At 72.2% G+C, this 18,772-nt stretch carries 17 protein-coding genes and 1 pseudogene; 12 read left to right on the forward strand and 6 right to left on the reverse strand.

Features of this window, described 5'->3' with window-relative positions; translation table 11 throughout:
• Nucleotides 1-19: 19 nt before the first annotated feature.
• Nucleotides 20-1,108, forward strand: coding sequence for a multiple monosaccharide ABC transporter substrate-binding protein (gene chvE, locus ACIP5W_RS09475; RefSeq protein WP_401469239.1), 1,089 nt, complete (start codon nt 20-22; stop codon nt 1,106-1,108).
• A gap of 6 nt (nt 1,109-1,114) precedes the next feature.
• Here the strand turns inward: chvE and ACIP5W_RS09480 are convergent.
• A pseudogene (locus ACIP5W_RS09480) lies at nt 1,115-1,393 on the reverse strand (Rrf2 family transcriptional regulator).
• A 237-nt stretch (nt 1,394-1,630) separates the two neighbouring features.
• Between ACIP5W_RS09480 and ACIP5W_RS09485 the strand changes: the two are divergent.
• Nucleotides 1,631-1,978 (forward strand): PadR family transcriptional regulator, encoded by a 348-nt coding sequence (locus tag ACIP5W_RS09485; RefSeq protein WP_401469242.1) that lies wholly within the window; start codon nt 1,631-1,633, stop codon nt 1,976-1,978.
• A gap of 1,281 nt (nt 1,979-3,259) precedes the next feature.
• On the opposite strand, the gene ACIP5W_RS09490 is transcribed toward ACIP5W_RS09485, so the two are convergent.
• The gene (locus ACIP5W_RS09490; RefSeq protein WP_401469245.1) at nt 3,260-3,862 is read right to left on the reverse strand and encodes a helix-turn-helix domain-containing protein; all 603 of its coding nucleotides are present in this window, start codon (nt 3,860-3,862) and stop codon (nt 3,260-3,262) included.
• Nucleotides 3,863-3,941: 79 nt separating this feature from the next.
• On the opposite strand from ACIP5W_RS09490, the gene ACIP5W_RS09495 reads away from it, so the two are divergent.
• From ACIP5W_RS09495 to ACIP5W_RS09505, 3 genes are read left to right on the forward strand one after another with little or no spacing between them, the layout of a single operon-like run.
• Nucleotides 3,942-4,877: an NAD(P)/FAD-dependent oxidoreductase gene (locus ACIP5W_RS09495; protein WP_401469248.1), complete on the forward strand. Its 936-nt coding sequence runs from the start codon at nt 3,942-3,944 to the stop codon at nt 4,875-4,877.
• A gap of 45 nt (nt 4,878-4,922) precedes the next feature.
• The gene (locus tag ACIP5W_RS09500; RefSeq protein ID WP_401469251.1) at nt 4,923-5,171 is read left to right on the forward strand and encodes a hypothetical protein; all 249 of its coding nucleotides are present in this window, start codon (nt 4,923-4,925) and stop codon (nt 5,169-5,171) included.
• Nucleotides 5,168-5,866: a DUF4386 domain-containing protein gene (locus ACIP5W_RS09505; RefSeq protein ID WP_401469254.1), complete on the forward strand. Its 699-nt coding sequence runs from the start codon at nt 5,168-5,170 to the stop codon at nt 5,864-5,866. The genes ACIP5W_RS09500 and ACIP5W_RS09505 overlap by 4 nt, the downstream gene beginning before the upstream one ends.
• Before the next feature lie 305 nt (nt 5,867-6,171).
• Here ACIP5W_RS09505 and ACIP5W_RS09510 read toward each other — a convergent pair whose 3' ends face one another.
• The gene (locus ACIP5W_RS09510) at nt 6,172-7,686 is read right to left on the reverse strand and encodes an alpha-N-arabinofuranosidase (RefSeq protein ID WP_401469257.1); all 1,515 of its coding nucleotides are present in this window, start codon (nt 7,684-7,686) and stop codon (nt 6,172-6,174) included.
• 456 nt (nt 7,687-8,142) lie between these two features.
• Between ACIP5W_RS09510 and ACIP5W_RS09515 the strand changes: the two genes are divergently transcribed.
• The 6 genes from ACIP5W_RS09515 to ACIP5W_RS09540 all read left to right on the forward strand — a co-directional run bounded on the left by ACIP5W_RS09515 (nt 8,143) and on the right by ACIP5W_RS09540 (nt 15,094).
• Nucleotides 8,143-8,754: a toxin-antitoxin system, toxin component family protein gene (locus tag ACIP5W_RS09515; protein WP_401469260.1), complete on the forward strand. Its 612-nt coding sequence runs from the start codon at nt 8,143-8,145 to the stop codon at nt 8,752-8,754.
• A gap of 38 nt (nt 8,755-8,792) precedes the next feature.
• The gene (locus ACIP5W_RS09520; RefSeq protein WP_401469751.1) at nt 8,793-10,139 is read left to right on the forward strand and encodes an MAB_1171c family putative transporter; all 1,347 of its coding nucleotides are present in this window, start codon (nt 8,793-8,795) and stop codon (nt 10,137-10,139) included.
• A 343-nt stretch (nt 10,140-10,482) separates the two neighbouring features.
• Complete coding sequence (locus tag ACIP5W_RS09525; RefSeq protein WP_401469263.1) at nt 10,483-10,992, forward strand: toxin; 510 nt, start codon at nt 10,483-10,485, stop codon at nt 10,990-10,992.
• Nucleotides 10,993-11,005: 13 nt separating this feature from the next.
• Nucleotides 11,006-12,265 carry an MAB_1171c family putative transporter gene (locus tag ACIP5W_RS09530; protein WP_401469265.1) on the forward strand — a complete coding sequence of 420 codons (1,260 nt, stop codon included), beginning with the start codon at nt 11,006-11,008 and terminating at the stop codon, nt 12,263-12,265.
• Nucleotides 12,262-13,437: an MAB_1171c family putative transporter gene (locus ACIP5W_RS09535; RefSeq protein WP_401469268.1), complete on the forward strand. Its 1,176-nt coding sequence runs from the start codon at nt 12,262-12,264 to the stop codon at nt 13,435-13,437. The genes ACIP5W_RS09530 and ACIP5W_RS09535 overlap by 4 nt, the downstream gene beginning before the upstream one ends.
• Before the next feature lie 244 nt (nt 13,438-13,681).
• Nucleotides 13,682-15,094: an FAD-dependent oxidoreductase gene (locus ACIP5W_RS09540; protein WP_401469271.1), complete on the forward strand. Its 1,413-nt coding sequence runs from the start codon at nt 13,682-13,684 to the stop codon at nt 15,092-15,094.
• Nucleotides 15,095-15,269: 175 nt separating this feature from the next.
• Here ACIP5W_RS09540 and ACIP5W_RS09545 read toward each other — a convergent pair whose 3' ends face one another.
• Together ACIP5W_RS09545 and ACIP5W_RS09550 are read right to left on the reverse strand one after the other, a co-directional pair.
• Nucleotides 15,270-16,118 (reverse strand): SMP-30/gluconolactonase/LRE family protein, encoded by an 849-nt coding sequence (locus ACIP5W_RS09545; RefSeq protein WP_401469274.1) that lies wholly within the window; start codon nt 16,116-16,118, stop codon nt 15,270-15,272.
• Nucleotides 16,115-16,888 (reverse strand): IclR family transcriptional regulator, encoded by a 774-nt coding sequence (locus tag ACIP5W_RS09550; protein WP_401469277.1) that lies wholly within the window; start codon nt 16,886-16,888, stop codon nt 16,115-16,117. Before ACIP5W_RS09550 ends, ACIP5W_RS09545 begins: the two co-directional genes overlap by 4 nt.
• A 283-nt stretch (nt 16,889-17,171) precedes the next feature.
• On the opposite strand from ACIP5W_RS09550, the gene ACIP5W_RS09555 reads away from it, so the two are divergent.
• Nucleotides 17,172-17,765, forward strand: a complete 594-nt coding sequence (locus ACIP5W_RS09555; RefSeq protein WP_401469754.1) for a hypothetical protein — start codon at nt 17,172-17,174, stop codon at nt 17,763-17,765.
• Here ACIP5W_RS09555 and ACIP5W_RS09560 read toward each other — a convergent pair.
• On the reverse strand, nt 17,725-18,657 hold the full coding sequence (locus ACIP5W_RS09560) for a RimK family alpha-L-glutamate ligase (protein ID WP_401469280.1): 933 nt from the start codon (nt 18,655-18,657) through the stop codon (nt 17,725-17,727). The genes ACIP5W_RS09555 and ACIP5W_RS09560 overlap by 41 nt on opposite strands.
• Between the last annotated feature and the right edge of the window lie 115 nt (nt 18,658-18,772).

Below are 18,772 nucleotides of genomic sequence, written 5' to 3' on the forward strand. Positions count from 1 at the left end.
AGAACAAGGAACGATCACCATGCGCACTCGAAGAGCCGCTCTCGGCATCATCACCGGCGCCTCCCTCGTCCTCGCCCTGGCCGCGTGCGGCAAGGAGAGCGCGGCCGGCTCCGGCTCCGGTTCCGGGGACGGCACGATCGGGATCGCCATGCCGACCAAGTCCTCCGAGCGCTGGCTCACCGACGGCAAGAGCATGGTCAAGGACCTCGAGGCCAAGGGGTACCGGACCAAGCTGGTCTACGGGGACGACGACCCGCAGGCCCAGGTCACGCAGGTCGCGGACCTGGTCAAGCAGCACGTCGACGCGCTGATCATCGCGGCCATCGACAACAAGTCGCTGACCGGCGTGCTCCAGCAGGCCGCCGACGCCGGCATTCCGGTGATCTCCTACGACCGGCTCATCCTGGGCAGCAAGAACGTCGACTACTACGTCTCCTTCGACAACGAGCAGGTCGGCCGGCAGCAGGCCCTCTACATCATCGACCGCCTCGGCCTGGAGGACGGCAAGGGGCCGTTCACCATCGAGCTGTTCGCCGGGTCGCCCGACGACAACAACACCAAGTACTTCTACGAGGGCTCGATGTACCTCCTCCAGCCGTACCTGGACAGCAAGCAGCTGGTCGTACGGTCCGGCGAGACCAAGCTCGACGAGATCACCACGCTGCGCTGGGACGGGACGACCGCGGAGGCGCGCATGAAGCGCATCCTGTCCAAGTCGTACAACGGCGAGACGGTCGACGCGGTCCTGTCGCCGTACGACGGCATCTCCCTGGGCGTCCTGTCCGCGCTCAAGTCGTACGGCTACGGCTCCGACGGCAAGGACCTCCCCGTCATCACCGGTCAGGACGCCGAACTGGCCTCGGTGCGGTCGATCATCGCGGGCGAGCAGTCGCAGACCGTCTACAAGGACCTCCGCGAACTGGCCACGGTCGCCGCGAACATGGCCGACGACATCCTCAAGGGCAGGACGCCGAGGATCAACAACAGGAGGGGCTACGACAACGGCGTGAAGCCCGTGCCCGCCTACCTGCTCCAGCCGGCGAGCGTCGACAAGAGCAACTACAGCTCCGTCCTGGCCGGTTACTACACCGCCGACGAGCTGAAGTAGCGGCGGTCACCGGTTCTCCCCGGCCGCCAGGTCGCGGACTCCGGCCGGGAGGGCGTCCGCGGCGACATCAGCCACCGTGACGCCCTCCAGGATCTTGCGGACGTGACGCGCAGGGCGAGCCGGTAGCCGTCGTGCCGGAGGCCGCCGAGGATCCCCTCCAGGAACTTGTGCGGGATGCCCTGCCCGGCGGAGACCGCCACCGCCTTCACCGGGTCACCGCCCTGCCGTACGGCCAGCTTCAGTACCGCCCGTACCGCGTAAGTCCGCCCGTACCGAGACCATCATGCCGCCGTTGCGGGGCAGGCGGCGCCTTCGGGTCGGGGCTCCGCGGCCCGTACCGCCGGACCGGCCTGGGGAACATCGGAAAGCGTTGTTCACCACCAATCGTCGAGGGCTGCGACCAGCACAGCCACCTCGTAAAGGACAGTGAGCTCGCCATAACAGCGATGCGAACATATTTCGCATTTATGTCAGTCACCGAAGCATGGTTCAACTCTACCTAGGGCTAGGTAGAGTTGAACCATGCCTGAAGAGCCCTCCACTCCAAGGATGACACTCCCGACACAGCTGGTGCTGCGGGCATTCCTGGAGAAGCCCGCTGAAGAGTTGTACGGGTTGGAAATTTGCGCCAAAGCCCAACTCGCCAGCGGCACGATCCATCCGATTCTGGCTCGCCTGGAATCCGTAGGCTGGTTGATTTCACATTGGGAGGATACTGATCCGCACGAGCAGGGGCGTCCCCGTCGGCGTTACTACCGACTGAGTCCAGACGGTGCCGTGCTTGCCAGGGAAGCACTCGCTCGTACGACTGCCGCCAGAAACGCGCTCGGCGTCCTGCGTCCGGGCCTGACCGGAGGTGCCGGCGCATGAGTCCGGCTTCTCCTTCGAGCACCCCGAGCGTCGTCGGTGAGTTCGAGGCCGACCAGGCTCGCAGCCTGGCTCGTGACCTCGTCCGCAAACTCGCTCGTGCCGACACCCGCGCCCGGACACTGGCTCGCGCTCTCGCCCTCCAGCGTGCAGGTGCTGTCAGCAGCGATGTCGACCTCGCGTTCGACGTGGCCGAAGCCGTCGCCCATCTACATCTCCGCGCAGTCCGCCTCCCGTCCGCGATCGGGGCACCCGCCGCTCTCGAGGCCCGGACCGCCCACCTCGCACAGGGACTCGAGCACGTTTCCGGTACGTCCTGCGAGCTCGCACGACAACTCGACCGCGCATACCCCCGTGGAAGCGCTCGGGCCAGGCGCATCACCCGAGCCTGCGACGAGGCCACGGCCTTGCTGCATGACTTCACGTCCGCCTTGCACCGCCCAGAGACAACCTCCGATTCGAGCTCGGCTCAAAGGCGCGTGAGCCTACCCGCGCAGTGGCTTGTCTGTTCCGCGGTGCGCGTCCTCCCGGCTTCAGAACGCCCCCGCTACGCAGAAGAATGGCGCAGCGAACTCTGGGACCTCGCCACTGAGCCACGCCACCGCCATCTCGCTCACGCGCTTCGCGTCACGGTCCACGTCTGGCCTACTCGGCGGGCAATTCTGCATGCCCAGCGAGATGACAGCGGTTGGGAATGGTGAGAAGAATGCGAGCTACAGGAGTAGCCGCAGTGGTTTCGCCGTTCGCGACGGCACTGCCGACGGGAACAATGCCATGGCAGGCGGAGCTTGCACTGGCACTGTCAGGGCCACTGGTGTACGGATTGCATCACTTCTGGGTGTACAGGCTGAGCCGCCGGGCTCTGGAATGCGCTCCTCGCGACGACGTGGTGAATGTACTCGCGTACGGCACAGGACAGCCTCCGGATACCCGCAGGCCGGTACAGAACTGAGCACCCGCGTCTCAACAGAACGTAGAGCCTTGTTTTCTACCGGTAGTCCCCGGTGTAGCTCGGGGCGAGAAAGGCATGCGACGTCTTGCGTCCGCTTCATGATGACTGAGGGGCATGGGCGGCGCCGGCCTGAGAACGCCAGAGGAGCAGGAGGCGGCCGGTCGTACTCGGGGCTGTCGGGGAGGCCTGTCATGCCTCGGCCTTCGCGGTGACGCGGATGCGGGCCGGTCGTCGTGTTCGTCACATGCACAGGATCGGACAAGTGGGCCGGCTCATCGGTGGTTCATGCGCCGGCGACGACGATGCCTTCGTGGCCGAGGCGGTTTGCGGGGTCAGTGATCGCCATCGCTGTGGCCCTTGGGGCGGGCTCGCACGTGCATGCGTTCGCCCTGTCGGCCCAGCACGGACAGTACCTCGCACGGTGCCTCGCCGGTGGTGCCGAACCAGTGCGGAACCCGCGTGTCGAACTCCGCGACCTCGCCCTGACCGAGGACGAGGTCGTGCTCACCGATGACGATACGCAGCTTCCCGGAGATGACGTAGAGCCATTCGTAGCCCTCGTGCGTCTTCAGTTCGACCTTGTTCTTCGTCTTGGGTATGACGATCTTCCACACCTGGACGGCACCCGGCTGACGCGTCAGCGGAATGACGGTCCGACCATGGACCTGGTGCGGCTTCAGCCGCACCCGTGGATCGCCCACCTCCGGTGCCCCGACGAGCTCGTCCAGCGGCACTCCGTACGCATGCGCCAGAGGCAGGAGCAGTTCCAGGTTCGGCTTGCGCTGGCCGGTCTCCAACCGCGACAGGGTGCTCTTCGAGATGCCTGTCGAGCCGGCCAGCTCGGCGAGGCTGACGTTGCGCTGCGCGCGGATCCGCTTCAGCCGCGGTCCCACTTCGTTGAGCGCGGCAGCGATTCGTTCGTTCGAGTCGTCCATGCCCCCAGCGAACCGCGCACGTCCCGGTTTCGGCAACAGATGTCGCTGATCGCGGGACGTCGGCCGCATGGTCTGGGGCATGAACACCTACGACATCGCAGTCATCGGCGGCGGAGCCGCCGGACTCTCCGCGGCCCTGGTCCTCGCTCGCGCCCGTCGAGAGGTCGTCGTCATCGACAACGGGCGGCCCCGCAACGCTCCGGCCACTCACATGCAGGGCTTCCTCTCCCGTGACGGCATGCCCCCGGCCGAACTCCTCGCGGCCGGACGGACCGAGGTGGCCGGCTACGGCGGGGAGTTCGTCCGCGGGACGGTCAGCGGCCTCACGCGGTCGCCCAGCGGCACTTTCGAAGTGCTGCTCGAAGGCGGTGGCACCTTGCTCGCCCGACGGGTGCTGGTCACCACCGGTCTGAGCGACCGGATCCCCGACATCCCGGGCATGACCGAACGGTGGGGCCGCGATCTGCTGCACTGCCCCTACTGCCACGGCCACGAGGTCCGTGACCAGCCCCTCGGTGTCCTCGGCGGCACCCCCGGCGCCGTCCAGCACGCGTTGCTGATCCGGCAGTGGAGCCCGGACGTCGTTTTCTTCCCTCACACCGCCCGGCTCGCCGACTCCGACCGCGAGCGGCTCACCGCCCGCGCCATCGGCATCGTCGAGGGCGACGTCGCCGGCCTGGTCGTCAAGGACGACCGGCTCTGCGGGGTGGAACTCGCCGACGGCCGCCTCGTCCCACGCACAGCGGTGTTCGTGCGGCCCGAGTTCGTCGGCAACAGCGCCCTCGTCCGCGGCCTCGGTGCCCGGACCGACCAAGCCGGATGGCCGCTCGCCGACGCCGACGGCCTCACCTCCGTGCCCGGCCTCTGGGTGGCGGGGAACGCCGCGAATCCGCGGGCGCAGGTCATCACCGCCGCCGGCGAGGGCTCCGCCGCCGCGATCGCGATCAACAACGATCTCACCGAGGAAGACGTCCAGGACGCCGTCGAGGCCTTCCGCGCGGTCCTGCCCGCCTGAAGCAACGACATCCGGCACCCACCATCCGAACGAGAGGTACCACCCGTGTCCGACAAGAACGCCCCGCCGGCCGGACCGCCGACCAAGCACCAGCTGGCGCTGATGATCTGGCTCTGTGTGTTCCCCACCCTGGCCCTGCTCAATGTGACGCTGGCCGGCTGGCTGAGCCCCATGCCCGTACTGCTGCGCACCTTCGTGCTCGCCACCATCGCCGTCCCGATCGTGATCTACGGCCTGATGCCCCAGTTGCACAAGATCCGCATCCGTGTCCTCACGGCCAGGAGCAATTCATGAGCCACCCTCGCCGTGTCGCCGTCCTCGGCGGCGTCGCCTACTTGATCACCTTCGCGGCCTCGATCCCGGCGCTGCCGCTGCTCGAACCGGTCACCGATCACGCCAACTACGTTTTGGGCGCCGGGAAGGACACCCAGGTAGTTCTCGGCGGCGTCATGGAACTGGTCACCGCCTTCGCCTGCGTTGCCACCGCCCTGGCCCTCTACCCGGTGACCCGGCGAGTGGGCAGGACCGCAGCGCTCGGGTTTTTCTCCTCCCGCCTGGTCGAAGCCGGCCTCATCCTCGTCGGTGTCGTCAGCGTCCTGTCGGTCGTGACACTCCGCCAGGACCTCGGCGGCAGCCCCGACGCACCGGCCGGCCTGACCACCGTCGCCCAAGCCCTGGTCGACGTCCGCGACTGGACCTTCCTGTTCGGCCCCGGAATCATGCCCGCCGTCAACGCCTTGTTCCTCGGAACCGTGCTGTACCGCGCCGGCCTGGTCCCCCGCTCGCTTCCCGTCATCGGCCTCGTCGGCGCACCCCTTCTGGTCGCGAAGACCATGGTGGTCACCTTCGGCGGCATGGACGGCCTCTCCGTCGTCGCCTGGCTGCTGACTCTCCCCATCGCGGCCTGGGAACTCGGACTCGGCCTCTGGCTCACGTTCAAGGGCTTCCGTCCCTCACCCGCCCTCACCCCCGGCCCCGTGCCGGCATGAACCGGGGCATCCGGCTCCGGCACCTCGCCTCCGAGCGGGGCCTGGACCGGATACGCGCCCGCCTTCGCACAGGTCGTGGGTCACGTCTGGGTCCCACGACCAGGTGGCGGACCACGGACGACACCCGACCCGGTCCTGGCCTCCGAGGCCTGCAAGCAGCGCGACGCGGTCGAGCGGTGCACCGACGAGCTCACACAACGGCGCGGGCAGGCAACCCGCCGGGACAAGACCGCGACCGTCCACCCCGCCGGACTCCCTCTCGCCGCCATTTCATCTGGTCGGCAAGAGGTTCCGGAGGAAACACGCTAGGCCAGCCGGATCACGTTCCAGGACAGCGGCTCCAGCGTCGCCCGCAGCGTCCCGTCCGTGACCGCCGTACCGTCCACCGCGTGCGGGACGACCCGTTCGGGGTCGTCGAGCGTGTTGCGGGCGTCCGGGTCGGCGTCGGCGAGCGCGCTGTGCTCGACGAGGCGGGAGACCCCGAGGCCGTTCAGGGTCACGTCCAGCGGGAGCGCCCCGGTGCGGCTGCGGTTGACCGCGAAGACCGTCACGGAGCCGTCCTCCGCGCGGACGGCGGTCGCGTGCAGCAGGTCCGTCTCGCCGTACTTCTGCGTCTCGTACGTCGGCGAGTCCACCCGGACGTCGAGCACCTCGCCCCGCCCGTGGCGCGACGCCTGCGCGAACGGGAAGAACGTCGTCTGGCGCCACGCCGGGCCGTCCGGCTCGGTCATGATCGGCGCGATGACGTTGACCAGCTGGGCCAGGCAGGCGACGGTGACGCGGTCGGCGTGCCGCAGCAGGGCGATGAGGAGGGAGCCGAAGACGACGGCGTCCAGGACGCTGTAGTTGTCCTCCAGCAGGCGGGGGGCCTCGGGCCAGTCGTCCCGGGCGAACGTCGTCGCCTGCTCCTGCCAGCGGGACATGTACCAGACGTTCCACTCGTCGAAGGAGAGGTTGATCCTCTTCTTCGACTTCAGCCGCGCGCCCACGTGGTCGCAGGTCGCCACCACGTTCTCGATGAAGGACTCCATGTCGACGGCGGACGCGAGGAAGGAGTCCAGGTCGCCGTCGTGCGGCTCGTAGTAGGCGTGCAGGGAGATGTGGTCGACCAGGTCGTACGTCTCCTGAAGGACCGTCGCCTCCCACGCGGCGAACGTCGGCATCGACTGGGCCGAGCTGCCGCAGACGACGAGTTCGACAGCGGGGTCCTGCTGGCGCATGGCGCGGGCGGTCTCGGCGGCGATCCGGCCGTACTCCTCGGCCGTCTTGTGGCCGGTCTGCCAGGGGCCGTCCATCTCGTTGCCGAGGCACCACAGCCGGATGCCGAAGGGGTCCTTGTCACCGTGGGCGGCGCGCAGGTCCGAGAGCGCCGTGCCGCAGGGGTGGTTGGCGTACTCCTGGAGTTCGAGGGCCTCGGCCACGCCTCGGGTGCCGAGGTTGACCGCCATCATGGGCTCGGTCTGCGGGCCGATCTTCCTCAGGAAGGCGATGTACTCGGAGAGGCCGAAGCGGTTGGTCTCCGTCGAGTGCCAGGCCAGGTCCAGGCGGCGGGGGCGGTCCTCCACCGGGCCGACGGAGTCCTCCCACTTGTAGCCGGAGACGAAGTTGCCGCCGGGGTAGCGGACGGCGGTGACGCCGAGTTCACGGACGAGGTCCAGGACGTCCTGCCGCAGACCGGCCTCGTCGGCGGTGGCGTGGCCGGGCTCGTGGATACCGGTGTAGACGCAGCGGCCGAGGTGTTCCACGAAGGAGCCGAAGACACGGGGGTCGACCCGGCCGACGGTGAAGGCGGGGTCGAGGGTGAAGCGGGCGGTGCGCATCGTTTCCTTTCGGGGGCGTCGTCGTCCGTGCGAGGTGAGGGAGGAGAGCCGGGAGGCCGGCCCGCACCGGAGGCGAGCGCGTCGGCTCCGGGTCGTCCCATGCCCCGCCCCGCTGTCCGGTGGTGTCCGGTGGTGTCCAGTGGGGTCCGACCCACCGATGTTCGACATGTCGAATCACGCTCGCCACTTCGAACGGGACCGTAGATTCGATGCGCCCTCCCGTCAATGGTTCCGACAGGACTCACGGCAACCTGCGGGAGCGGAACCGACAGCGCTTTCTGCCAAGGTGGCGCTTTGATCCCGCCTTTCGCCCGCTTCCGCTCCGCCGCACGCCCGCCCCCCTCCCGTGCCGCGCCCGACCGGCGCCCGATCGGCGCCCGGTTCCCCGTGACGGGGACGCGTCCGGCCGCGTAGCCTCGAAAGCGGCTGCCGCTGGGCGGTGGGAAAGGGGAGCGGATGGACAACGCGGGCGTGCGCACGACGGCTGCCCGGATCGCCTCGGCGCTGCGGCGCGCGAGGACCGGCCCCGCCATGCGCCACCTGGCCGGCGAACTGGCCACCGCACTGCGGGCCCGGCCCCGGACACCGGCCGGAGTGCGCGAGATCGCCCGCGCGCTGTGCGAGGAGATGGCCGCGCTGCGCGGCGGACGGCCCGTCGAACTGCGCTTCGAGCGGTTCCCCGACGAGATCGAAGTGACCGGCCTGTGGGTCGAGTTCGAGGACTTCGACCTCGTCATCGTCGAGGAACGCGCCGAGGAGGTACAGCAACTCGTCATCCTCGGACACGAGTTGTGGCACCTGCACGCCGGACACGACCACCACCACACCGCCGGCACGGCGGCCGCCCGCGCCCTCGCCGTACGGCCCGCGTGGCGCGACGTGGCCCTCGCGGTCGCCGCCCGCAACGGCTCCCGCGCCCAGGACGAGGCCCAGGCCGACGACTTCGGCCACCGGCTCGCCGCCGCGCTACGGCCCCTGCTGAACGGCGGCGACGGCACCGCCGCTCCCCTGGAGCCCGTGCAGCGCTCACTGGGCTACCGGGGACGCGGGGGCGGTGACCGGCGTTGAACGACCTGGTCCCCCCGGCGGCACGGCTCACCGAACCGCTGGCCGCGACACCGGCGGGCTTCGTCAACGACTTCTACCCCTCCTTCTGGTGGATCCCCGCCGGCATCCTCGCCGCCGCCCTGGCGATCAAACTGCCCAGCATCATCCGGCTGTGGACGGACCCGCTGCTGCGCGCGGTCGGCGGCCTGCTGCTGCTCGCCTGCGCGGTGTTCGTGTTCGTCGCGCCGTCGACGATCGCCTGGGTCAACCGAGTCACGGGCGTGCCCAACATCTCCGGGCCCTGGGTGTACTCGCTGCTCACCGCGTTCTGCGGCTCGTGCCTGCTGCTGATCATCACCTGGCGCAACGGCCTGTCCGACCGCTCCGCCCGCACCCGCTCCGCCATGCGCTGGGTCCTGGGCACCTACGCCGCCGTGATCGCCGCACTGTGGGTGCTGTTCGCCCTCGCCGAGATGCCCGAGGAACGGCTGCGGGACCTCGACACGTACTACGCGAACACGCCGTACGCCCGCGAACTGATCGTGCTCTACCTGCTCGCGCACACCACGGCCACGCTGGTCACCAACGCGCTGATCTGGAACTGGGTGCGCGCCGACGGACTCGACGCCCTGCTGCGCTGGGGGCTGAAGTTCCTCGGTGCGGGATACGCCCTCCAGTTGGTCTTCGACGCGGCCAAGGTGACCGCCGTGGCGGGGCGTTGGGCGGGGCGGAACCTGGACTGGCTGAGCACGGCCGTGGCGCCGCCGCTGGCCTGCCTGTCCGCGATCCTGATCGCGGTGGGCTTCATCCTTCCGCACGCCGGCCAGTACCTGCACGACCGCCGGCAGGTCAGGGACGCCGTGCGCGAACTGCGGCCGCTGTACCTGCTGATGAAGACGGTCGGCGGCGGCGGTGTTCCCCGCGTCCTGCGCTCCGCTCCCGAACTGCGCCTGATCCGCCGGGAGACGTTCATCCGCGACGGGCTGCTGTCACTGGCCCGGTTCGTCGACGAGGACCTGCGCCGGCGGTCCCACGACGCCGCCCTCGCCCTCGGCTTCCCGCCGGACCGGGCGAAGGCGCTGGCCGCCGCGGTGACCGTGCTGGACGCGGCGGACGCCAGGAGCCGCGGACGGGAACGCGACACCGACGGCGAGGCCGACACGACCGACCTGCTGCGGGACATCGGCGCGGTGTCGCGTGCGCTGCGGCAACCGGACGCGGTGCGGGCGGTACGGGAGGCTGCGGTGCGGGAGGCTGCGGTGCGCGGGGCTGCGGCACGGGAGGGGACCGCGGTGCCGGAGGTGGCCGCGGTGCCGGAGGGGGCCGCCGCCGCGTCGGACGCCGACCGGGCCGACATCCCGACCGGTGGGGGCCGCCCCGACGCCCCGGCGGGCGGCGTCCGGTGAGGGGGGCCGACACGGGTGCGGCCGACACGGGTGCGGCCGGGGCCGCACGGTGGTCGCGGCTTCTCCATACCGCGTCCACCGGTCCCGCACACCCGTCGACAAAGGCCGGATCTGGTGGGCGGAGGGCGGGCCGCTCCAAGTGAGGCACGGGGAGTGGGCACCGGGCACCAAAATTTTTCGGCCAAGGGCGCCGGGACGCCGTACCCCGTTCATCCGTTACAGCCGCTTCCTCCCGGCCGAGTTCGCGCCGAATTCTCCCGCCCGCGCGGGCCGAGGTAGCTGAAACGGCGAAGATCTTGGCATATTGCACGGACCGAACGCCCGCGCAGCCACGGGGAGAACCGTGCGTACGAACAGGGAGATGCGTCGCCTCGCCGACACCCTCATCGCTCCCATCCGGGTGCCGGTCCCGGCCGAACCCGAGGTCCTGTTCGACGCGGTCGTCGCGGCGGCCGCGCGCTGGCGGGGCCGCGAGATCGTCGTGCACCGGGCGGTGTTCCCACCGCACACCGCCAGCGGGCTCTGGCTGGAGGGCGCGGACCACGACGACGTCGTCATCGACGAACGGGCCGCCGTCTGGCACCAGATCGTGATCTTCTGCCACGAGGTGTGGCACATGCACCGGCGCCGGGCCGACGCCGTCCCCGGCACCGCTCCGGCCGCCGCCGCCCGCAGCGACTTCACCCTCTCCGACGAGCAGGAGGCCGACCGCTTCGGCATGCTGATGGGCCGTCGGCTGCGCACCTGGCTGGAAGCGTCCGCCGACTCCGTGTACGCCGACCGCGGCGACGACACCCAGGACATCGCCGGACGCATCGGCGCGGCCCTCAACTACCGCGGAACCCGGAGATGAACGGAACCCGCGGATGACCGGACTGCCCCACTACGTCAGCGGCGCCGTCCTCTGGCTCGGCCTGCTGGTGCGGGCCCCCGACCTGCTGCGCCACCGGCACGACCCCTATCTGCGGTCCATCTGCGCGGTGCTCGGGCTGGCCGGGCTCTGCTTCCTCCTCGGGGCCCCGCCCACGGTCGGCGCCGTCAACCGGCTCGGCGCGACCCCCAACCTGGCCGCGCCGCTGACGTACGCCGCGATCACCGGATACAGCGCCGCCTCCCAGGTGCTGATCGTGCACTGGCGGGGCGGACCGCGGGTGCGCCGGACGGCCCGGCGCTGGATCCTGGCGTACACGCTGGTCGTCCTCGGCATCGTCACGACGTTCGTGCTGGGCGACGCGCCCGTGGAGCGGCGCGTCGACCTGGACACCTACTACGCGAACACCCCCTACCTCCGCGAGATGATCGTGCTCTACCTGCTGGGGCATCTCGCCGCCGTCGGCGTCACCACCGTGTCCGCCCTGAGCTGGGCCCGCGAAGTGCACGGCTGGCTGCGGGCGGGCCTGCTGACGCTGGGCTTCGGCTCGCTGTGCGGGGTCGTGTACAGCCTGGCCAGGCTCACCGCCGTGGCCGCCCGCTGGACCGGCCACGACTGGTCCGCCCTGGTCACCGACGCCTCCCCGGCGGCGGCCGGACTCGGCGCGGTCATGACGGTCGTCGGCGTCCTCGTCCCGCTCGCCGGGCCCCGGCTGACGGAATGGCGGCGGACCCGGCGCACCTACGCCCGCCTCGAGCCCCTGGAACGCGAACTGGACGGCGTCCTGACCCGCCACGCCCTGCGGCTGCCCCGGCCGTGCTGGGCCCGGCCGGCCACCCGGCTGGTGTGGCGCCGGACCAGCATCCACAACGCGCTGACCCACCTGGACGCCTACGTCGACCGCGAGCTGTACGACGCGACGCTGCGGGCCGCCCTGCGCCGTACCGGCGACGCCGAGCGGGCCGCCGCGACGGCCTGGGCGACCGTCATCGCGGCGGCCGTGCGGCAGGAGGCACACGCCGGACCGGACGGCGGCGACGGCCGTTCCCCCGGGGAGTCCGCCTGGTTCCTGGAGCGGGCGCCGGACCCGGCCGCGCTGGTGCGCATCGCCGACGCGCTCGCCGGCGAACCCCTCGTGCGTACCGCCGTACCGGAGACCGTGGCCGATCGTGTACCGGAGCCCGTGGCGGGGGCCGTGACGGGGGCCGTGGCGAACACCCGGCCGGTGCCCGCCGAACGGAGGCCGACCGCGTGAGTCTCGTCGTCTACCTCGCCGGCGCCGTCCTCCTGCTCTCCGCCGCCGTGCTGTTCCGCCGGCCCCGCCCGGCCGCGCCCAACCCCCTCACCGCCGCCACCTGCGTCGCGATCACCCTGGGCGCGCTCGTCTTCGTCTGCTCCGCGCCGGTCACCCTGGCCGCCGTCAACGACCTCACCGACATCCCCAACTTCGGCGCCCCGCTGACGTACGGCATGCTCTCGGCGTACAGCTGCTCGCTGCTGATCCTGCTCGCCCACTGGCGGGGCGGGCCGCCCGATCGGGTACGGCGGCAGGTGCTGCGCGGCATCGCCGTGTACGGGCCGCTGATCGTGGCCGTGATCGTGCTGTTCGCGCTGGCCGACGCGCCCGTCGAGCGGCTCACCGACCTCGACACCTACTACGCGAACACGCCGTACATGCGCGAGATGATCGTGCTCTACCTGCTCGGGCACACCGCCGCCATCGTCGCGATGGCCGTGGTGTGCGTGAAGTGGGCCCGGGAGGTCACCGGCCTGCTGCGCACCGGGCTGCTGCTGATCCTGGTCGGCGCGCTGCTGGACCTGCTCGGCTTCCAGCTGACCAAGTACACGGCCGTCGTCGCCCGTTGGACCGGCCACGACCTCGACTTCCTGTCCACCAGCGTCGCCCCGCCGATGGCCGCCCTCGGCGCCCTGCTCTGCTCCGCCGGCTACGTCCTGCCCCGGCTGCTGCCGGCGGCCGTCGCCCACGGCCGCGGGCTGCGGGACCACCGGCGGCTGCGGCCGCTGTGGGCGCGCGTGGGGTTCGTGTCGGTGGCCCCCAAACCGCCCGTGTCCTGGTGGCGGCTGCCCGAGGAACGGCTGCACTGGCGGGAGGTCGCCATCCACGACGCGCTCCTCGCCCTCGCCCCCTACTTCGACGACCGGGTCCGGGCACGGGTGTTCGCCGCCGCCCTCGGCGAGGGCCGCGGCGCGCACGAGGCGCGGATCGCCTCGGAGGCGGCCATGCTCGCCGAGGCCGCCCGGCGGGCCGCCGCGCGCGAGGCGCCGTGCGGGACACCGAGCACCCACCGGCTGCACGCCACCGAGGTCTCCGGCGCCGCCGGGCTGGTGGAGCTGGCGCGGGAACTGGCCCGAACTCCGGTGCCGGACACGGCGGGTGAAGGTACGGTGAAAGCCTTCCATGGCTGAATGCCGGATGCGGCGGCGCGCCCGCACGGCTGAACGGCCTGGTGGGCGGGTCCCTTCGCGGCGCACGGGCCGTGCGGCCGGTCCCGCGGTGGCCGAATGTCCGCCTTCATGAGGCCTGCCCCACCCGAGACACCCGCCGTGCCCGCCGTGCCCACCGTGCCCGCCACGTCGGGCCTGTCCGCCCCGCCTGCCCTGTCCGTCCCGCCTGCCCTGTGTGCCTTCACGGCCGAGTACGAGGAGCCCCATGTCCAGTAGAGCTGTCGTCATCGGTGCCGGCCTGGCCGGCATGCTGGCCGCGGCGGCCCTGTCCACCGTCGTGGACGAGGTGACCGTGCTGGAACGGGACGACCTGCCCGACGAACCCGAACACCGCAAGGGCCTGCCGCAGGGCCGGCACGCCCACCTCCTCATGGCCGGCGGACTCGCCGCCATGGAGGACCTCGTGCCGGGCGTCGACATGCGCAAGCACCTGCTCGCCGCCGGGGCCCGCGAGGTGTCCCTCAGCTCCGGCATGATCGCCCTCACGCCCGAAGGCTGGTTCCGGCGCTGGCGCCACGAGGGGCCGCGGATGATGACCTGCAGCCGGGCGCTGCTCGACTGGGCGGTCCGGGGCGCCGTACTGGCCAACACCGGGGCCCGGATCCGCAAGGGCCGGGTGCTCGATCTGACGGGCGACGCGCGGCGCGTCACCGGCGTACGGGCCGCCACTCCCGACGGGGACGAGGTGATCGACGCAGACTTCGTGGTCGAGGCGAGCGGGCGCGGTTCGCGGGTCGTCAACTGGCTGTGGGAGCTGGGGATCTCCGGCATCCGGGAGAAGACGGTCGACGCGGGCCTCGTCAACGCCACGCGGATCTACCGCACCCCCGAAGGGGCCGGGCGGTTCCCGCTCACCATCATCCAGGCCAACCCCTATCAAGGGCTGCCCGGACGCAGCGGCATGGTGCTGCCCATCGAGGGCGACCGGTGGATGGTCAGCCTCGCCGGGACGCGGGGCGGCGGCGAACCGCCCTCCGACCCCGACGGATTCCTCCGGTACACGCTCGATCTGCCGCACCCCCTGGTGGGACGGCTGATCTCGGGCGCCGAGCCGCTCACCGGCATCCACGTCAGCCGCAGCACCAGCAACCACCGGCGGTACCTGGAGAAGGCGCGGGAGTGGCCCGAGCGGTTCGTCGTCCTCGGCGACGCGCTGGCCACCTTCAACCCCGCCTACGGGCAGGGCATGTCCGTGGCCGCGCTCGGCGCGCGGGTGTTGAGCCGGGAGCTGCGACAGGACGGCGGGACCGGCACGGCGGGGCTCGCGCGGCGGGTGCAGCGGGGGGCGGCGGCGTCGGTCGAGGCGGCCTGGACGATGGCCGTCAGCCAGGACGTCTGGTTCCCCGGAACGCGGGGCGGCGCCCCCACCGTCGCGGACCGGCTGGTCACCCGGTTCACCCGGCGGGTGATGCGGACGGCCACGGGGTCGTACGACGCGGCGGCGGCGCTGTGGGACGTCACGAGCCTGACGGCGGGACCGGAACGGCTGCTGCGCCCGTCGGCACTGCTGGCGACCCTGAGCGGTCCGGCGCTGCGGGCGGCGGCGGGACCCCCGCTGACCGAAGCGGAGCGGGGGATCCTGCGGGGTCTGGAGGCCGCCGGCACCGGGGCGGGGTGACCCCGCGGGCCGGCCGGTGCCCACCCGCGGCGGCACCGGGCCGGACCGGAACCGGCCCCCCGCCCGGCCGCGGGCACGGCTGCCGCCCGGGGCGGCACGGATGGGCACGAGTGGGCGCGGGCGGCGCCCGGTCGGCGCCGCATCGCGCGACCCGCCCCGCCCCGGCGCGCCCCCCTCAGCCCTCGAACGCCGGCTGGGGCAGGCCCTTGCCCGCGTCGGGGACGACCAGGAGCGAGCCCGCCAGGGGGTGGGGTGACGTCAGGCCCACGCGGGCCGTCGTGACGTACAGGTCGGTCAGGCCGGGCCCGCCGAACGCGCAGGCCGTCACACGGGGGGCCGGCAGCCGGATCTCCCGGTCCAGCGCGCCCGCCGGGGTGTACCGGCGCACCGCTCCGCCGTCCCACAGGGCCACCCACACGCATCCGTCCGCGTCGACCGTCAGCCCGTCGGGGAAGCCGGCGCCCTCCTCGATCGTGACGAAGGGGCGACGGTTCGTCACCCGGCCGTCGGCGTGGTCGAGGACGTCGACGCGGCGGGTCGGGGAGTCGATGTAGTACATCAGCGTGCCCGAAGGGCTCCAGCCCGTCCCGTTGCTCACCGCGACGTCGTCGAGGACCACGGAGACCGAGCCGTCCCCGGTGATCCGGGACAGGGACCCCCCGCCCGGCGCCTCGTCGTAGCGCATCGTGCCGGCCCAGAGCGAGCCGTCCGGCGCGACGGCCGCGTCGTTGGCTCGGCGGCCTGGGACCGGCTCGTGGTGGAGCCAGCGGAAGCCGCCGTCCTCGTCCAGGAGGCCCACGCCGTCCCGGAGGTTGAGGACCAGGCCGCCGCCCGCGCGGGGCTTGGCCGCGCCCACGTGCTGGTCGGTGACGCGCACCGTGCGGCGGCCCGTCGACGGGTCGTAGGTGTGCAGGCGCGAGCCGAGGATGTCGAGCCACAGGAGGCGGCCGCCGGCCGGGTCCCAGGTCGGGCCCTCGCCGAGGGCGGCCTCCGCGCGGACGGCGACGTCGAACGTGTCGGTCATGCCGCGCTCCGGTAGCCCAGCTGCTCGGACAGTTGGGCCGCGCCCTTGGCGGCGAGCTGCTCCAGCTCGATGCGGCGCTCGTCGCTCCAGCGGATCATGGGGACGGAGATCGACAGCGCGGCCACGACCCGGCCGGTGCGGTCGCGCACCGGGGCCGCCACGCAGCTGACGTCCGGGTTCGACTCGCGGCTCTCGACCGCGATGCCGCGCTCCCGGATCTCCGCCAGGGCCTCCCGCAGGGCGCCGGGCTCGGTGATGCTGTTGGGTGTCATGGCGACCAGGTCGGCGTCGTCGGGGATCCGTGCGGTCAGCTCGGTGTCGGGGAGGGAGGCGAGCAGCATCTTGCCGACGGAGGTGCAGTGCGCGGGCAGGCGCCGGCCCGCCGCCGACACCATGCGTACGGCGTGGGTGGAGTCGACCTTCGCGATGTAGATGACGTCCGTGCCCTCCAGGATCGCCACGTGGACCGTCTCGTCGCAGGTCTCGGCGACGGTCCGGGCCACCTGCTGGCCCTCGGCGGCCAGGTCGAGCTGCTCGGCGTAGCGGCTGCCGAGCTGGTACGGCCGCACGCCGAGGCGGTAGCGTCCGGGCTGTCCGGGGACGGTGACGATGTACGACCGGGCGGCGAGCGTGGTGACCAGCTCGTGCACGGTGGTGCGCGGCAGTTGGAGCCGGCGCACGATGTCGGGGGCGGAGAGCGTGCCGTCCCCGTCGAGGAAGAGCTCGAGAATGTCGAGAGCCCGGGTAACGGCAGGTACGAGTCGTCCCACGGCCGGCCCCCTCCCTTGGTTCGTCTCAGGCCTGCGTTCGAAATTTCAACAGACGATCGGCATGACGAACACAGGCTAGTCACACAGCGCGGCGCCGGGCAATGGCCGGGGACGGGATACCGCACACCGGGGGCGGGACACCGCACGTCGGGGACGGGGCACCGCACGTCGGGGACGCAACACCGCACGTCGGCGGCGCGTCGCCCGGTTCCCCGCGAGGCCGTCCGGCCCGTGGGCGACGATGGACCGCATGCCGTCCGGCCCGTGGACGACGATGGACCACATGCCGTCCGACACGCGCCCCGCAGGCCGCCCCTTCACCCCCCTCGACTTCCAGCTGGTGCTGCTGCGCCGCATGGCCGACCACAATCCGGGGCCGGTCGAGGACGCCCGCCGTGAGCTGGGCGCCTCCCTGACCGACATGCGGGAGGCCAACAGGCGTTGGCAGGCGATGGTGCGCTCGCCGCACGGCAGGGGCGCCGCCGCCCGGTACCGCTCCGTCCTCGGCGCCCCCGAGTCGCGCTCGGCACGCCGGATCGGCGACCTGGACTGCGAGGCGTGGCGGTGGCCGCTGCCCCTGTGGCCCGCCCTCCGCTTCGAGGTGCTCCTCGCCCCGGACGGCGCGGTGTGGAACGAGTGGCTCGTCCGCGCGCCGGGTGCCCCCGCCCCCGCCCTGCGCACCCTCGACGACCTCGCCCCCTGGTCCTGCACGGTCGACGAGGCCGCCCGCGCCTTCGCCCCCGCGCGCCCCCTGGAGGGCTCGGCCCCCACCCGCTGGGGCCTGGCCTTCACGGCGCCGGACGGGGAGGGGGTGCGGCGGGAGGTGGTCGCCGAGTTCACCTGGGGGCTGCTGCAGCGGACGGCGGTGCGGGGGTAGCCCCCGAAGAGCCCCGGCGGGCGGCGGCGGCCGCCGCGAGGACCGCCTCCACCACGCGCGGCACCGACTCCGGGTGCAGGAACAGGAAGAGGTTCGGTTCCACCAGTTCCAGCTCCATCACCCGCGGCCGGCCGTCGTCGCCGTCGACCAGGTCGACCCGCGCGTACAGCAGCTCGGGCGCGCCCGGCACGGCGGCCAGTGCCCGCTCGGCCACGTCGAGTTCGGCCGCCGTCGGGGTCCAGGGCTCCAGCCCCGGATGAGCGACCTTGGCCGCGTCGAAAGCGGTCCCGGGAGCGAGCACGGCCCGCTTGCGGCTGGCGTGCAGCAGAGAGCCCCCGAAGAACTGCAGGGCCCGCTCCCCCGCCGTGTCGATGCTCCGCGCATACGGCTGGACCATCGCCGTCAGCCCCTCCTCGTGCATGCGCGCGAGCTGGCGCACGGCGGTGTCGTGCTGGTCGGGGGTGTAGCGGGCGGCGTAGCGGGCGCCGGCGCCCGAGGTGGGCTTGACGACGTACTCGTGGTCGCCGGGGAGGTCGGCCGGGTCGCCGGGGGCGAGGTAACGGGTGGGGACGACGGGTATCCCGGCCGCCGCGAGTTCGCCGAGGTAGCGCTTGTCCGTGTTCCAGCGCACGACGGCGGCCGGGTTGGCCAGCCGGGTCGCCCCGGCGCAGCGCTCCGCCCACGCCGTGAACTCGGCCGCGCGCCAGCTGTAGTCCCAGGTGGAGCGGATCAGGGCGAGGTCGTAGGAGGCCCAGTCGACGTCGGCGTCGTCCCAGCACACGGCATGCGCCTCGGCCCCCGCCTCCGCCAGGGCCCGCACCAGGACCGGCAGGTCACGGTCCTTGCTGGGCTCGGGCCGGGGGTCGTAGGTGACGAGGGCGACTCGGGGCACGGCGGGACTCCGTTCTCCTGGCGGGCACGAACCCGCAGGCTAACCGCCGCCCCCGCAACCGCCACAACCCGTTTGACCTTCCCCCTCGGTGAAGCCCCAGCATCGGTGGCGGAAC

The sequence above is a fragment of the Streptomyces sp. NPDC088766 genome, assembly GCF_044750845.1.
GTDB lineage: Bacteria > Actinomycetota > Actinomycetes > Streptomycetales > Streptomycetaceae > Streptomyces.